Below are 16,405 nucleotides of genomic sequence, written 5' to 3' on the forward strand. Positions count from 1 at the left end.
CCCTTGGCACCAAAAAAACTCATACTTTAGGAGGGAAAATGCGTTTAATTGTGTTTTTCTGACTAAAAAGTAGTCAAAAAAAGGGCTGCGAATGCAGCCCTAGTCATGAGATAAACGGAGTTTAGCTTTTTGGTAGTTTAAATGTCCAAACGGTACCACCTTGGTTGAAGTGTTTGACGCGTTTTGCTACGTCACCCCCCCATAAAGGCACGGCGCCACCCCAACCAGAAAGAACAGAGACATACTGCTCGCCGTCCATTTCCCAAGTGATTGGAGAACCTACGATGCCAGAACCAGTATTAAACTTGTATTTTACGTCACCAGTTTTTGCGTCGAGCGCCATTAGGTAGCCTTCTGGGTTGCCCATGAATACAAGGTTGCCTGCCGTTGTGAGTACGCCACCCCATAGCGGCGCATAGTTTTTATGACGCCATACTTCTTTACCGGTTTTAGGATCGATCGCTCGTAACACACCGATGTAATCGTCATGGATGGCTTTAATGGTAAAGCCAGCACCTATGTACGCCGCACCTTTTTTATAGCTTACCGGTTCGTTCCATACATCCATTTCCCATTCGTTAGAAGGAACGTAAAACAATTCAGTGTCTTTACTGTAAGCCATTGGCATCCAGTTTTTACCTCCTAAGAAAGACGGTGCTGCAACAACCGTTTGACCTTTCTTTCCATCTTGAGAATCAATAGGGTTGCCCGGGCGGTTTTCTTTGACAAAGATTGGACGACCATTCTCGTCGAGGCCTGATGCCCATGTGATTTTATCGGCAAACGGGAAGCCGCGGATGAAGTCACCGTTTTCTCGGTTAAGTACGTAAAAGAAACCATTTCGGTCAGCCGTTGCTGCCGCCTTTACTGTCTTACCATTTTCTTGATAGTTAAATGAAATAAGTTCATTTACGCCATCGTAGTCCCATCCGTCGTTAGGTGTCGTTTGGAAGTGCCAAGCAATCTTGCCTGTGTCTGGATCAATGGCTAAACGAGAAGAAGAGAAGTAGTTGTCGCCAGGTCGTAAATGAGAGTTCCAAGGTGCAGGGTTACCCGTACCAAAGAAAAGTAGGTCAACTTCTGGATCGTAGGTACCACCTAGCCAAGGGGCAGCTCCGCCAGATTTCCATAAGTCACCTGGCCAAGTTTGACCTGGTTTGCCGCCGGATATACCGTTTTCGATTTTTTGACCATCTTTCCAGATGTAACCCATATGACCTTCAACGGTCGGACGTTCCCATACGATTGCACCATTGGTCGCGTCAAACGCGGTGACTCTGCCAACGACACCAAATTCACCGCCTGAGATACCCGTGATGACTTTACCTTTGACTACAATTGGCGCAGCGGTGATTGAGTAGCCTTCTTTGTAGTCCGCTACAGTTTTTTTCCATACGGTTTTACCCGTGTCCTTGTTCAGAGCGACTAACTTTGCATCTAGGGTGCCAAAGATGACCAGATCGCCATACAGAGCGGCGCCGCGGTTGATGACGTCACAACACGGCATAATGCCATCTGGTAGACGCGCATCATACTGCCATAGCTCTTCGCCGGTACGTGCATCGATCGCATACATACGGGAGTATGAACCCGTAATGTACATTACGCCGTCTTTGATTAGGGGTTGAGACTCTTGACCACGTTGTTTCTCTCCACCCAGAGAAAATGCCCAAGCTGGACGCATTTCATCGACTGTGTCGCCATTGATCTTGGCAAGAGGACTGTATCGTTGGCCTTTCAGTCCGAGCCCGTAGGAAACGACATCTTCCGTCGTCATTTGGTCGTTGGTAATGTCTTTATCTGTCACATTAGCATTGACCGCTTGGCTAAGTGCTAATGCTAAGCAACTAATGCTAAACAGCTTCATGCTCTTGTTCGCTTTCATCATCATTGTCCCTCGATGGATTGTGAGTTAACAGGTTTAGGTATTCGACCGCTATGTCTGGATTCGGCGAGTCCTAGGTTGAATGTTGTATTTGCCGCTGTGCTTTCGGTGTTCTTGGTTACTCTCTTCGAAAGAGAGCCGGTGTATTGCCAGAGTATGTGTTCGTAACTCCTGTGCCTATTCGCCTGCGGTAGGGTTCCAATTCATCACTTAGTCGTAGGCGTTTAGGGGGATCAGTAGGAGGTCGGCGGTTGGTAAAGCGCATGGTATTGTTCAAATATCGCCTGCATTTGACCTTGCTCTACCATGGCTTGAACAATGTCGCCCACTGCGTATCCAAGTTGTCGATATTGGCTTTTTACAGCCATACCGATCTCCCATTGTTGTTGTCCGAGCATTGGGAACGCGTTAGTGGCGAGTTGGTATTTGGGGTCATTAAGCTCACCTTGTAGGTATGAAATTTGGCTACGCAATCCCATTGCAGCGTCAACCTGACCCATTTTCATTGCGCCGACTGCCTCAGGCGTTGAAGGGAAATGATGGGCACTGTCACGCATCCTGCCACCGAGAGCGGAGGAGAGATAGAACTGTGGTATTGAGTCCACTTCGACACCAATTGTGTGGTATTGAAAGACTGCCATTGTCGCAACAGATTCAATTTTTTCGCTGTCGTAAATGATTTGCCATGACTCGATATGATAGGGGGCAAACATATGGACTTGTTCGTGGACCAACTCTCCAATGTCATCACGACTTAGTGCGTAAGATTTGTCGTAGGGAACACGCAACATAAGGTCTGCAACGGTGCGTTCTAGGTAGTGACCTTTCCAAAGATTGTTCCTTAAATCGTCTTCGACATTCTCATCGGCCGTCATCCACTTTAATCTCAGCTCAACATTCAACTGTTTCGCGATTTGTTGGGCAATTTCTACATCAATGCCTCGTGGAGTATCACCGTCTAGGTATGAGAACGGCGCGTAGTCTCGATAAACAGCAATCGAGATAAAATGACTTGCAATGATGTCATCGTAAGAACGAGCGAAGCAGGCGGCGGTGCTTGCGAGTAAACACGCCGCCAAGCATAGTTGTTTAAATATCTTCACTGATAGACTCTAACCAAGTTTTAATAGACCAAAGTGCCTCTTGAGAAAGGTGTTCCGTCATTTTTGGCATGTAGACTGCGCCGTTACGAACCGCACCGTTTTGGACTCGATATCCGAACCATTCATCACCGTCAAAATCTGGTGTCAGAAACCTAAGGTCGGGAGCGATACCCCCTGAAATCCCTTCTAGTCCATGACACCGGGCACAGTTCTGGTTGTAAGCAGATGCGCCGAGGTTAATGATGCTTTTTAGTGTTTCACCCGTTTGATTTCGATAAGGGTTTTCAGCGATCCACTCTTCCCCCAACTGTGGCAGTTCCGAGGTATCGATTGATTGAGGTGTTACTGCGCCATGTGCGTGTAAATTAAATGAACTCGCCAATAATATTGGGCCGATGATTAGACTTGGTTTCAATAGCTTCACGGTGATCTCCTTGCACTCATTTCTATTTGATTTTCTGGCTTCAATATTAGTGAGCAACAAGGTTGATTCTAATTACACTTTGGTTCGGTTCTTTCTCATCCTTTAGTAGGTTGTTCGGTGGGCATTTGTGAGGGAATTGTTTCTATGTGTTTGATTAATTTGTAATTAATCTTTATTTCTCGTCGTTTTAGGGAGATTTTAAACATCAATAAGTTTGATATAAGCTAATCAGCATTGGTTAGGTCGGATAAATAAAAATAGGAAGTTAGGATGGGAAATGTAAATAAAATATCTTTGATTGTCTGTGCACTTTTATTGTTTTTTATTTCTACTATTTCTTCCGCAAAAACTATTGAGCCAATTAGTATTAATATCGTTTATTTAAAACAAAATATTAAACGTCCACCTGCATTATCTAATGTGATAGAGCAAGCTCCCGATAGTGGTTATCAGGGGGCTCAGGTCGGAGTTGCTGACGCAAATAGTACGGGAAAATTTCTCAAACAAAGCTTTCAGGTGACGTATTCCGAGGCTGAGACGCTTGATGAAATGCTTGCCAAGTTACAATCCTTGTATCAACAAGGGGAGCGCTTGTTTGTTGTGGATGTTTCAAGTCAGGCACTGATTAAAGCTGACCTTTGGGCGTCTGATAAATCGGTGCTGCTGTTTAACGTTAACGATTCGTCTGATCTGTTTCGTAGCCAGCAGTGTCTCTCTTCAGTTCTTCACACCACTCCAAGTAACGCGATGCGATCAGATGCGATAGCCCAGTGGCTATTAAGTAAACGGCTAAATCAGGTGTTACTGGTGAGTGGCGCTCAAGAGGAAGATATTGAGCTCAGTGAGTCATTTAAACGTTCGGCAAAACGCTTTGGGCTTGAACTGCTGGAAGAAAAACAATGGACATTTGATTCAGACTTGCGTCGTAGCGCTCAGCAGGAAGTGCCACTGTTTACACAGACGTTAAAAGAATATGACGTGGTTTATGTCGCTGATAAGCGCAAAGATTTTGCAGAGTATCTCCCATTTAACACGTATCTGCCAAGGCCTGTTGTTGGCTCAGCGGGGCTAGAGGCGCTTTCATGGCATTTCGTCATCGAGCAATGGGGCGCGGCACAATTGCAGAAACGTTTTTATCAGCAGGCACATCGACCGATGAACGAACTGGATTTTAGTGCTTACCTAGCGGTGCGAAGCATTGGTCAGGCGGTACACAAACAACAAACGGCTGATACTCGTCAAATTGCCGGCTTCATCAAATCGGAACAATTTGAGTTAGCTGCCTACAAGGGAAGAAAGCTCAGCTATCGGTCATGGAATGGTCAACTAAGAATGCCTATAGCACTGGTTCAACCCCATGGTCTAGTCTCACTTTCTCCACAAACTGGGGTGCTACACCCAAGAACTGAACTCGATACTCTCGGATTTGATGTCGAGGAAACACACTGCGTTTCGAAAAAGGAGCTTTTATGAAACCTCGTTTGATTGTTACCTGTCTGTTTGGCGCGTTGATAGGGCTGATTCCTATGTTATCTCATGCTTCGGAGCAGGCTTATGTAACGAACGAAAAAGATGATGATATTTCCGTAATTGATATGACCTCCCTAAAGGTCATCAAGCAAATTCCGGTCGGGCAACGACCACGAGGTATCATTTTCAATCATGATCAAACGCTCGCTTACATCTGTGCCAGTGATTCAGATACGATTCAAATCCTCGATCTGAAAACCGAACAGATTATCGGTGAGCTTCCATCGGGTGAAGACCCAGAAACCATCGCACTGCATCCTGATGGTAAAACCATCTATACCGCCAACGAAGATGATGCGTTGTTGACTGTGATTGATATTGAAACTCGCTCAGTCAAGACGCAAATTGATGTGGGAGTCGAACCGGAAGGTCTCGCAGTGAGCCCTGATGGAAAAATAGTCATTGTGACGTCTGAAACGACCAATATGGTTCACTGGATAGATGCAGAAACCAACCAAAACTTTGACAACACCTTAGTCGCAGAAAGACCGAGATCGGCCATGTTCTCAAAAGACAGCAAACGCTTATGGGTCAGTTCTGAAATCGGTGGTGAGTTAGTGGTGATTGATGTTGCGACTCGTAAAATCATCAAGACCTTCACCTTTGAGATCGATGGTATTCATAAAGACAGGGTGCAACCTGTCGGAGTTGAGCTCAGCGATGACGGTAAGTATGCCTATGTCGCTTTAGGACCAGCCAATCATGTAGCGGTCATTAATCGTGATGATCTGAGTATTGAAGAATACCTACTCGTTGGTCGTCGTGTGTGGCAACTGGGCTTCAACAAAGACCAGAGTTTACTTCTGACCACAAATGGAGTCAGCGGTGATGTATCGGTTATCGATACCAATAAGCACAAGGTTGTGAAGTCGGTGAAAGTTGGCCGCTATCCTTGGGGTGTTGCGATCAAGGATGTGCTATGACGTTGACCGTCTCCGATTTGAACTACGACTACGGTCGTCAGCCAGTACTAAAACACGTGAACTTATCACTTCTCTCGGGCTTTAACCTGCTGTTAGGCCCGAATGGAGCCGGTAAGAGTACCTTGTTCTCGTTACTGACGGGTCTCTATATTAGTCAGAAAGGTCAGATTGCTTATGGCGGACTTGACCTGATTGAACATCCCCGCGCTGTTCGCGCTCTGCTGGGGGTCGTCTTTCAACAAAGTACCTTAGACCTGGATTTGACGGTTAAACAAAATCTGATTTATCACGCCTCATTGCATGGGCTATCGGCCAGTCAAGCATTAGAAAATATTGGCGACATTCTCGCTGACCTAAAGCTATCACAACGTTTAAATGACCGTGTTCGAACATTGAATGGAGGACATAGAAGGCGTCTAGAAATCGCTAGAGCTTTAATGCATCAACCTAAATATCTTCTCCTCGATGAGCCAACAGTGGGATTGGATAATGAAAGCCGACAATTGATTATTTCTCATATTCGAAAACTGGCTCATGCCAGAGGAATCTGTGTTGTCTGGACGACACATTTGATGGATGAAGTCAGTGATATGGATAACTTGATTGTGCTGAATCGAGGCGAAGTAAAAGCTCAGGGTATCTGCGAGCAACTATGTCGCCACCACGGTGTGGAGCATGTTTACCAGCTTTATCACATACTGACAGACAGTGCGGAGATCATGTGAGTTATCGACAATACCATTACGGCTTCACTGGCGTGATTAAACGAGAGTTTCTGCGCTTTTTGCAGCAAAGAAGCCGTTTGCTCAGCGCGTTAATTAGACCTCTGCTTTGGCTGCTAGTGTTTGCGGCTGGTTTTCGTGCCGCTCTGGGGGTATCTATTATGGAGCCTTATGGTACCTACATTACCTACCAGCAATATATTGCACCTGGCTTATGTTGCATGATCGTGTTGTTCAACGGCATGCAAAGTTCGCTTTCGATGGTGTACGACCGTGAAATGGGCAGTATGAAACTGCTTTTGATGAGTTCCTTGCCTAGACCTTTATTGCTGTTGTCTAAATTAGTTGCAACAGCCGTACTTTCATTACTCCAGGTATGTATTTTTCTGCTGATTGTACAGATGGTTGGGGTTGATACCCCCTTAGTTGGTTACTTAACAGCGATTCCGGCGATATTTTTAATTTCATTTTTTCTTGGCGCGCTTGGTCTTTTGTTATCGAACATGATCAAGCAGTTGGAAAACTTCGCAGGGGTGATGAACTTTGTCATCTTTCCGATGTTCTTTCTATCCAGTGCTCTCTATCCGCTGTGGAAAATGAAAGAGGCAAGTTTGTGGTTGTTTTGGCTTTGTAGCTTTAATCCATTTAGTTATTGCGTTGAATTACTTCGCTTTGCGCTCTATCAGCAACTGAATACCGAAGCCTTTGCTGTAGTGATGACAGCGACCCTTGTTGTGTCTGTTGTCGCAATTTATAGCTTTGAACCTAAACAGGTCAGTCGTCGAGGTTAGTATGCTTGTAGAAGGTAAAAGGGCGCTATACCCGCCGATTGAACCCTATCATCGTCAGCTTGTGGAGATGGATGCCGCAACTGGAGAGCAACGTCATCAAATCTATATTGAACAGTGTGGTAACCCAAATGGAATACCCGTTGTGTTTCTTCATGGTGGTCCAGGATCTGGTTGTCGGCCATCGCATCGACGACTGTTTGATCCGCGTAAGTACCGCATCATTCTGTTTGACCAACGTGGTTGTGGTCGTTCAACACCTTATGGTTGCATCAAAGACAATACTAGCGCACATCTAGTCGCCGATATGGAACAGATCAGGCTGCAACTCAAGGTCAATAAATGGATTTTGTTTGGTGGATCTTGGGGAGCGACGCTCGCTCTGCTCTATGCTCGGCAGCATGCCAATAGAGTCGCGGGTTTAGTGTTGCGGGGTGTTTTTCTTGGGCGTAAACAGGATATTGATTGGTTTTATGGTCATTCGGGAGCTGCGAGGTTTTTTCCTTTACAGTGGCGTCAGTTAATGCAGTTACTGAGCAAGGAAGAGCAAAGCGCGCCTTTAGAGAGCATCTATCGTTATCTCACTAGTGGCAATCCAGTAATAAAACTCAAATTAAAGATGGCGCTCGAAAACTGGGAGCGCCAATTAGTGTCCTTGTCACCATTATCGAGTCAAAGCACGTTAGACCCTGAACGGATAGCTCTGGACGATTCAAAGTTGATCCAACTGCATTACTGTGTCCATGACTGTTTTATCGACCAACCAATTCTTTCACAACCTCTCTCTTTAGCCGATGTGCCATGCCATATCCTCCACGGACGGTACGATATGGTTTGTCCGTTAGAGCAAGGGTGGGCCTTATTTCAGCACAATCGTACATTTGAGTTGGATATTATTCCTTTATCGGGCCATGTCGCTAGTGAACCTCTGATGCAGGACGCATTGATCACTTTGATGGACCAGTTGACCTGTCAGTGGAGTGGGGGAGAACGGATAAAATAAAACGGCCGACATCATAATGATATCGGCCGTTTGTGGTTAGAACAGTGCAAGTTGTTATGCGCGCTTCTCTTTTAGTACGTAGTTGACACCCTCAATCTCGATGTCAGACTTCGCTTTACAAATGCACGGCAAAATCTCTTTCTCTTGCGTGTAAGCCATTGCAAAACCAACGTACTCCACTTCACCAGAAACGAGGGTGCAGCGGCAAGCGCCACAATGACCGTCTCGACAGTTATATTCTGGCTCTAACCCAGCGTTTTCCATCGTTTCCAAAATGGTATTTGATGGGTGAGACTGGATAGCGGTGAGGCCGTTAATTTTGATATTGGGCATTACAGTTCAAAGTCCTTAAAGTCGTCCGCACGAACATCACTGTCGATCTGACCGACAAGGTAAGATGAGATTTCTGCTTCTTGCGGTGCAACCTGCACGTTGTCTGAAGATAACCATGCATTGATCCAAGGAATCGGGTTAGATGTCGCTTCAGGGTAAGCTGCATCAAGACCGACAGCCTGCATACGGATGTTGGTGATGTATTCAACGTATTGGCAAAGAATGTCTTTGTTCAGACCGATCATCGAGCCATCTTTGAATAGGTATTCCGCCCACTCTTTCTCTTGCTCTGCTGCTGCTTTGAACAGGTCGAAACACTCTTGCTTACACTCTTCAGCGATTTGCATGAATGAGAAGTCATCCTGACCGTTGCGCAGTAGATTGATCATATGCTGAGTGCCGGTTAGGTGAAGCGCTTCATCACGAGCAATTAGCTTGATGATTTTAGCGTTACCTTCCATAAGCTCACGTTCAGCAAATGCGAATGAACAAGCAAAACTTACGTAGAAACGAATGGCTTCTAATGCGTTAACCGACATTAGACACACATATAGTTTCTTCTTCAGGTCATGCAGTTTAATTGTGATCTCTTCACCGTTAATTTGATGAGTACCTTCGCCATAGCGGTGGTAGTCATTGGTCATTTTAATCAGATCATCGTAGTAGTGAGAAATGTCTTCAGCACGTTTTAGGATATGCTCGTTCTCAACGATATCGTCAAATACCAAACCAGGATCGTTCACGATATTACGGATGATATGCGTGTATGAACGAGAGTGAATCGTTTCAGAGAAAGACCAAGTCTCAATCCAAGTTTCTACTTCTGGTAGTGACACCAGTGGAAGTAGTGCAACGTTCGGGCTACGACCTTGGATAGAATCAAGCAAGGTTTGGTATTTTAGGTTAGAGATGAAAATGTGTTTTTCATGCTCTGGTAGCTTGTTGTAATCGATACGGTCGCTAGATACGTCAACTTCTTCTGGACGCCAGAAAAATGAAAGCTGCTTTTCGATCAGCTTTTCGAAAATCTCAAATTTCTGTTGGTCGTAGCGCGCTACGTTTACTGACTGACCTAAGAACATTGGTTCTCTTAGCTGGTCATTTTTATTTCGGTTAAAAGTACTGTAAGCCATGATGCCTCAATTCCTTTTATGCCCCTCGTTACAAGAGGGGCGAATAATTTGTTATGCCTTAGCCACTGAAAGTGGGCCAGGGATTAAATCTTACAACCGCCGCCTGCGCAATCGTCATCTTGTGGTTGTACAGCGTCTTTCTGGTCGTCGCTCGCACCATCACGTGTGTTATGGTAGTAAAGCGTCTTAACACCGAACTTGTACGCAGTAAGAAGATCTTGCAGCAGTTTCTTCATCGGTACTTTACCGCTTTCGAAACGCGTTGGGTCGTAGTTGGTGTTTGCAGAGATAGCTTGGTCGACAAACTTCTGCATGATACCAACTAGGTGCAAGTAACCTTCGTTCGAACCAATGTTCCACAGTAGCTCGTAGTTGTTTTTGTATTCAGTGAACTCAGGAACAACTTGCTTCAAGATACCATCTTTAGATGCTTTCACTGATACGTAGCCACGTGGCGGCTCAATACCGTTAGTCGCGTTAGAAATCTGAGAAGAGGTCTCAGAAGGCATCAACGCAGTTAAGGTAGAGTTACGCAGACCATGTGTCATGATCTCTTGGCGTAGGCCATCCCAGTCATAGTGCAGAGGCTCATCACAGATCTTATCAACGTCTTTCTTGTAAGTGTCGATAGGTAGTAGACCTTTCGCGTAGTTTGTCTCTTCAAATAGAGGACACTTACCTTGCTCTTTTGCTAGTGCTACTGATGCTTTCAACAAGTAGTATTGAATTGCTTCAAATGTACGGTGAGTTAGGCCGTTTGCGCTGCCATCAGAGTATTTCACGCCGTTCTTAGCAAGGTAGTATGCGTAGTTGATAACGCCCACACCTAGAGTACGACGGTTCATAGTAGATTTGTACGCCGCTGGAAGAGGGTAGTCTTGGTAATCAAGCAGTGCGTCAAGAGCGCGAACAACAAGATCTGACAGCTCTTCAAAATCATCTAGCGACTTAATAGAACCCAAGTTAAATGCAGACAGAGTACACAGTGCGATTTCGCCTGAATCATCTTCAACGTTCGTTAACGGTTTGGTTGGCAGTGCAATCTCAAGACACAAGTTAGACTGACGAACTGGTGCAACTTCAGCATCAAATGGGCTGTGAGTATTACAGTGGTCAACGTTCTGAATGTAGATACGACCTGTAGAGGCACGTTCTTGCATCAAGATAGAGAACATCTCAATTGCTTTAACGGTCTCTTTCTTGATTGATGGATCATTTTCATATTGAACGTATAGGCGCTCAAACTCATCTTGGTTCTGGAAGAATGCGTCGTAAAGTCCAGGAACGTCAGAAGGCGAGAATAGCGTGATGTTGCCACCCTCAACCAAACGTTGATACATCAAACGGTTCAACTGAACGCCGTAGTCCATATGACGAACACGGTTTTCTTCTACACCACGGTTGTTTTTCAGCACCATAAGTGCTTGAGATTCACCGTGCCATAGTGGGTAAAATACGGTTGCTGCACCGCCACGAACGCCGCCCTGAGAACAACATTTCACCGCAGTTTGGAAATACTTGTAGAACGGGATACAACCAGTGTGGAATGCTTCGCCGCCACGGATCTCTGAACCTAGAGCGCGGATGCGACCTGCGTTGATACCGATACCAGCACGTTGTGATACGTAACGAACGATAGAGCTCGCCGTTGCATTGATAGAATCTAAGCTATCACCACACTCGATCAGTACACATGAACTGAACTGACGAGTAGGAGTACGTACACCAGACATAATTGGTGTAGGTAGAGAAATTTTGAATGTTGAAGTCGCATCGTAGAAACGCTTGATGTAATCAAGACGAGTCTCTTTTGGATACTTAGCAAACAAACAAGCCGCAACAAGAATGTATAGGAACTGAGCACTTTCGTAGATCTGACCTGATACGCGGTTCTGTACAAAGTACTTACCTTCTAGCTGTTTAACAGCAGCGTATGAAAAGTCTAGGTCACGTTTGTGGTCTAGGTAATCATCTAGCTCATCCAGCTCTGCTTTGGTGTAGTCTACCAGAATGTGCTTGTCGTATTTGCCCATTTCAACAAGATGAGATACATGATCATATAACGTTGGTGGCTCATACTGACCGTACGCTTTTTTACGCAGGTGGAATACAGCGAGTCGAGCAGCAAGGTATTGGTAGTCAGGCGTCTCTTCTGAGATTAAGTCAGCCGCTGATTTGATGATAGTTTCATGAATATCAGAGGTTGTAATACCGTCATAGAACTGAATGTGAGCGCGCAGTTCTACTTGAGATACAGAGACGTTATCTAGACCTTCTGCAGCCCAGGTAATAACGCGATGGATCTTTTCAAGATCAATACTTTCTTTGCGTCCGTTACGCTTTGTAACGGTAAGTTGTTGGTTCATTCTGCTTCATTTCCCTAACAAAACTGATTAAAGCCGGATTTTTGTGTAATTCTTGTAAAATTCGTTCCGGCTTTGTGATCAAAGTCTATCTATATATTGTAGTACAAACACAACATATAGGGGTGCACCGAGGTGCGGATTACAAGATAGTGCTATCCCCACTGTATTTCAAGTTGCAGATCTTGGATGACTTGTGGATAACTAACAAAAATGAAAAAAACAGTAAGTGTCTACTAACCGATGAAGTTAGAGCAGCAAAGATTGTGTAAAACTGCACTTTGAGGATCGGTTTAGAAGTAACCATAAACAAAAAAAAATCCCTTGATCTTTACTCAATTTTGAGTGCGATTATTGAGTTGATTAAATTGGAATCAGATCGACAAAAATAGGTTAAAAAAGAACTAAAAAAGGCGGTGAGCTTGTGCTACCGCCTTAAAAATAACCTTGTCTTTAATCAGGTGAAATTTGTTAAAACTTTTGAGTGTGGACGATGTAGTTCACGTCAACATTTCGACCTAATTTGTAGGTGTCGGTAAGAGGGTTGTAGTGCAGACCTGTTATCGCCATTTCGGTCAAATCGGTGTGATCGACCATCTTAATCAGCTCTGCGGGACGGATAAACTTCTCGTGGTCATGAGTTCCTTCAGGAACGATTTTAAGCAGCTTCTCTGCACCCACAATCGCAAACAGATACGACTTAACGTTACGGTTGAGCGTAGAGAAGAATACGTGACCACCCGGCTTTACAAGTGCTGCACATGAGCGAATGACTGACTGAGGGTCAGGAACATGTTCTAGCATCTCCATACAGGTCACAACATCGTACTTACCGGCATTGTCGACAGCGTGATCTTCGATAGTGCTCTGGATGTAAGTGAGTTTAGTTCCTGTTTCAAGAGCATGAAGACGAGCAACTTCAAGGGGCTCTTTACCCATATCTAGACCCGTCACCACGGCACCTTGCTTTGCCATGCTTTCAGCAAGAATACCGCCGCCACAACCCACATCGAGTACGGTTTTTCCAAATAAGCCATCAGCCTTGTCAAGAACATAGTCTAAACGTAATGGGTTGATTTGGTGTAGAGGCTTAAATTCGCCCTCTAAATCCCACCAGCGTGAGGCCATATCCTCAAACTTCTTAATTTCATTTGGATCGACGTTTTGTGATTGGGTCATAACAACTCTATTAATTAACCAGCTTCCTTGAATGGGGGCATTATACCCTTTAAATGATAACTCTCCACAAGGAGGGGGCACTTTTATCGATTATTGAACAAAATGTAGCCACTAATCAGCAAGATATAAGATCAGTGTGCAATTTCTCGGCGTTTGATTCACAACCAACCTCACAACCTGATAAAAGGAGAGGGAAAGTAATGCCGAACCACTGAATTGTATGTTATATTTTTGCACCTTAAGCGTATTGTACATACGATCTATAAATAGAGGGATAATGGCTCTATGAGCGATCTAGCGAAAGAGATCACGCCCGTAAACATTGAAGATGAGCTTCGAGGTTCATACCTAGACTATGCGATGTCAGTTATCGTTGGTCGTGCTCTTCCAGATGTGCGTGATGGCCTAAAGCCTGTACACCGCCGCGTTTTGTTCGCGATGAATGTACTTGGTAACGATTGGAATAAACCATACAAAAAATCTGCCCGTGTTGTTGGCGACGTAATCGGTAAATATCACCCACATGGTGATAGCGCTGTGTACGATACTATCGTACGTATGGCACAGCCGTTTTCGCTCCGTTACATGCTAGTCGACGGTCAAGGTAACTTCGGTTCGATCGATGGTGACTCAGCGGCGGCAATGCGTTACACCGAAGTTCGCATGGCGAAAATCGCCCACGAACTTCTCGCAGACCTAGATAAAGAGACAGTGGACTATGTACCGAACTATGACGGTACTGAACAAATTCCAGCTGTTCTACCTACAAAAATTCCTAACCTGCTGGTAAACGGTGCTTCTGGTATCGCGGTAGGTATGGCAACCAACATCCCACCACATAACCTTGGTGAAGTGATTGATGGCTGTCTTGCGTACATCAATAATGAACAAATCACTATTGATGAGCTGATGGATTACATTCCAGGTCCAGACTTCCCAACAGCAGCGCTCATCAGCGGTCGCAAAGGTATCGTTGATGCCTACAAGACTGGCCGTGGCAAAATCTACATGCGTTCTAAAGCGGAAATCGAGACAGAAAAGAATGGTAAAGAGACCATCATTGTTACCGAGATCCCTTATCAGGTAAACAAAGCTCGCTTGATTGAAAAGATTGCTGAGCTTGTAAAAGATAAGAAAGTAGAAGGCATTAGTGCACTGCGCGACGAGTCTGATAAAGACGGTATGCGCATTGTTATCGAATGTAAGCGCGATGCAGTAGGCGAAGTGGTTCTAAACAACCTTTACGCTCAAACTCAGTTGCAGACAACGTTCGGCATCAACATGGTTGCACTGAACAATGGTCAACCTCAGCTATTCAACTTGAAAGACATGTTGAAGTGCTTCGTTGATCACCGCCGTGAAGTTGTGACTCGTCGTACTATCTACGAATTACGTAAAGCGCGCGATCGTGCACATATCCTAGAAGGTTTGGCACTAGCGTTAGCGAACATCGATGAAATCATCGACCTTATCCGTAACGCACCAACACCAGCTGAAGCTAAAGCAGGCTTGGTTGCTCGCGGTTGGGATTTGGGTAATGTGGCGGCGATGCTAGAGCGCGCTGGTACTGACGCAGCTCGTCCAGATTGGCTCGAAGCTCAATACGGTATCCGTGATGGTCTGTACTTCCTGACAGAAACTCAAGCACAAGCAATTCTAGATCTACGTCTACACAAGCTAACAGGTCTTGAGCACGAGAAAATTCTTGATGAATACAAGCAACTTCTAGAAGAGATTGCTGAACTGATGCACATCCTTGCAAGTACAGAACGCTTGATGGAAGTGATCCGTGAAGAACTTGAATCTGTTCGTGATGCGTTTGGTGATGTTCGTCGTACAGAAATCACTGCTGCAAGCCATGACATTGACATGGAAGAGCTGATTGCTCGTGAAGACGTAGTAGTAACACTTTCTCACGAAGGTTACGTTAAATACCAAATCCTAAGCGATTACGAAGCTCAGCGTCGTGGTGGTAAAGGTAAGAGCGCGACTAAGATGAAAGAAGAAGACTACATTGAACGTCTTCTAGTGGCGAATACCCACGACAACATCCTATGTTTCTCTACTCGCGGTAAGACATACCGTCTGAAAGTGTACCAACTACCGCTAGCAAGTCGTACTGCACGTGGTAAACCAATCGTCAACATTCTTCCACTGGAAGAAGGCGAGCGTATTACAGCGATTCTGCCAGTTTCTGAGTTCAGTGCCGATAAGTTTATCTTTATGGCGACTGGAGACGGTACGGTTAAGAAAACTTCACTGGATCAGTTTGCAAACGTTCGTTCAAACGGTCTGATTGCGGTTAACCTACGTGAAGATGACTCTTTGATCGGTGTTGACATTACAGACGGTCAAAGTGACATCATGCTGTTCTCTAAAGCGGGTAAAGTTGTTCGCTTTAGTGAAGATAAAGTACGTGCAATGGGACGTACGGCGGCAGGTGTTCGTGGTATGAAACTGGCCGATGACGATCAAGTCGTATCGCTAATTGTTCCTTCTAACGAGGGTGACATCCTGACTGTGACTCAAAACGGTTTTGGTAAGCGTACTGAACTTGCAGAGTACCCAATCAAAGGACGCGCAACACAAGGTGTAGTTTCAATCAAGGTTTCTGAACGTAACGGCCCTGTGGTTGGTGCGGTTCAGGTAGAAGAAGGCGACGAGATGATGATGATCACCGACGCTGGAACCTTGGTTCGTACACGCGTAGCGGAAGTAAGCCAAGTGGGTCGTAACACTCAAGGTGTCACGCTCATCCGTACTTCAGCAGATGAAAGCGTTGTTGGTCTACAGCGAATCGACGAAGTTGAAGAAGCTGAACTTCCTGAAGGTGAAGAGGGTGTTGAAGGTGAACAAGCGGTATCACCAGAAGCTCCAGAGGCACCAGAAGCTGACCAAAAAAGTGATGATACTGAAGCCTAAGCTAAAGTAATAATCTAATAAATGAGAAATGCCAGACGAAAGTCTGGCATTTTTTTTGTCTTTTTATTTAAGGTGATAGAGGTCATAGGATCACTTT

At 45.1% G+C, this 16,405-nt stretch carries 13 protein-coding genes; 6 read left to right on the forward strand and 7 right to left on the reverse strand.

Annotation, left to right across the window (positions count from 1 at the left end):
- Window positions 1–121 precede the first annotated feature (121 nt).
- The 3 genes from ACQEXP_RS16900 to pedF all read right to left on the reverse strand — a co-directional run bounded on the left by ACQEXP_RS16900 (window position 122) and on the right by pedF (window position 3,403).
- Window positions 122–1,888, reverse strand: a complete 1,767-nt coding sequence (locus ACQEXP_RS16900) for a PQQ-dependent methanol/ethanol family dehydrogenase (RefSeq protein WP_426971054.1) — start codon at window positions 1,886–1,888, stop codon at window positions 122–124.
- A 230-nt stretch (window positions 1,889–2,118) separates the two neighbouring features.
- Window positions 2,119–2,988, reverse strand: coding sequence for a substrate-binding periplasmic protein (locus ACQEXP_RS16905; protein WP_426971016.1), 870 nt, complete (start codon window positions 2,986–2,988; stop codon window positions 2,119–2,121).
- Window positions 2,975–3,403: a cytochrome c-550 PedF gene (pedF, locus tag ACQEXP_RS16910; protein ID WP_269376488.1), complete on the reverse strand. Its 429-nt coding sequence runs from the start codon at window positions 3,401–3,403 to the stop codon at window positions 2,975–2,977. Before pedF ends, ACQEXP_RS16905 begins: the two co-directional genes overlap by 14 nt.
- A 279-nt stretch (window positions 3,404–3,682) precedes the next feature.
- On the opposite strand from pedF, the gene ACQEXP_RS16915 reads away from it, so the two are divergent.
- Genes ACQEXP_RS16915 through pip form a run of 5 tightly spaced genes read left to right on the forward strand, consistent with a single transcriptional unit; the run spans window position 3,683 to window position 8,378 of the window.
- Window positions 3,683–4,885 carry an ABC transporter substrate-binding protein gene (locus tag ACQEXP_RS16915; RefSeq protein ID WP_426971017.1) on the forward strand — a complete coding sequence of 401 codons (1,203 nt, stop codon included), beginning with the start codon at window positions 3,683–3,685 and terminating at the stop codon, window positions 4,883–4,885.
- On the forward strand, window positions 4,882–5,865 hold the full coding sequence (locus ACQEXP_RS16920) for a PQQ-dependent catabolism-associated beta-propeller protein (RefSeq protein WP_426971018.1): 984 nt from the start codon (window positions 4,882–4,884) through the stop codon (window positions 5,863–5,865). Before ACQEXP_RS16915 ends, ACQEXP_RS16920 begins: the two co-directional genes overlap by 4 nt.
- The gene (locus ACQEXP_RS16925) at window positions 5,862–6,590 is read left to right on the forward strand and encodes an ABC transporter ATP-binding protein (protein ID WP_426971019.1); all 729 of its coding nucleotides are present in this window, start codon (window positions 5,862–5,864) and stop codon (window positions 6,588–6,590) included. The genes ACQEXP_RS16920 and ACQEXP_RS16925 overlap by 4 nt, the downstream gene beginning before the upstream one ends.
- Window positions 6,587–7,378 (forward strand): ABC transporter permease, encoded by a 792-nt coding sequence (locus ACQEXP_RS16930; protein ID WP_269376368.1) that lies wholly within the window; start codon window positions 6,587–6,589, stop codon window positions 7,376–7,378. The genes ACQEXP_RS16925 and ACQEXP_RS16930 overlap by 4 nt, the downstream gene beginning before the upstream one ends.
- A gap of 1 nt (window position 7,379) precedes the next feature.
- On the forward strand, window positions 7,380–8,378 hold the full coding sequence (gene pip, locus ACQEXP_RS16935) for a prolyl aminopeptidase (RefSeq protein ID WP_426971020.1): 999 nt from the start codon (window positions 7,380–7,382) through the stop codon (window positions 8,376–8,378).
- A 54-nt stretch (window positions 8,379–8,432) separates the two neighbouring features.
- On the opposite strand, the gene yfaE is transcribed toward pip, so the two are convergent.
- The 4 genes from yfaE to ubiG all read right to left on the reverse strand — a co-directional run bounded on the left by yfaE (window position 8,433) and on the right by ubiG (window position 13,386).
- A complete protein-coding gene (gene yfaE / locus ACQEXP_RS16940) occupies window positions 8,433–8,711 on the reverse strand; it encodes a class I ribonucleotide reductase maintenance protein YfaE (protein ID WP_138971983.1) in 279 nt (92 codons plus the stop codon).
- Window positions 8,711–9,844 (reverse strand): class Ia ribonucleoside-diphosphate reductase subunit beta, encoded by a 1,134-nt coding sequence (gene nrdB, locus ACQEXP_RS16945; RefSeq protein WP_426971021.1) that lies wholly within the window; start codon window positions 9,842–9,844, stop codon window positions 8,711–8,713. The genes yfaE and nrdB overlap by 1 nt, the downstream gene beginning before the upstream one ends.
- An 83-nt stretch (window positions 9,845–9,927) precedes the next feature.
- On the reverse strand, window positions 9,928–12,210 hold the full coding sequence (nrdA, locus tag ACQEXP_RS16950; protein WP_269376371.1) for a class 1a ribonucleoside-diphosphate reductase subunit alpha: 2,283 nt from the start codon (window positions 12,208–12,210) through the stop codon (window positions 9,928–9,930).
- Window positions 12,211–12,678: 468 nt separating this feature from the next.
- A complete protein-coding gene (gene ubiG / locus ACQEXP_RS16955) occupies window positions 12,679–13,386 on the reverse strand; it encodes a bifunctional 2-polyprenyl-6-hydroxyphenol methylase/3-demethylubiquinol 3-O-methyltransferase UbiG (RefSeq protein WP_426971022.1) in 708 nt (235 codons plus the stop codon).
- A 285-nt stretch (window positions 13,387–13,671) separates the two neighbouring features.
- Between ubiG and gyrA the strand changes: the two genes are divergently transcribed.
- On the forward strand, window positions 13,672–16,308 hold the full coding sequence (gene gyrA / locus ACQEXP_RS16960) for a DNA topoisomerase (ATP-hydrolyzing) subunit A (RefSeq protein WP_269376373.1): 2,637 nt from the start codon (window positions 13,672–13,674) through the stop codon (window positions 16,306–16,308).
- The last annotated feature ends 97 nt before the right edge of the window (window positions 16,309–16,405 follow it).

This window comes from Vibrio sp. TRT 1302, from assembly GCF_050113875.1.
Classification (GTDB): domain Bacteria; phylum Pseudomonadota; class Gammaproteobacteria; order Enterobacterales; family Vibrionaceae; genus Vibrio.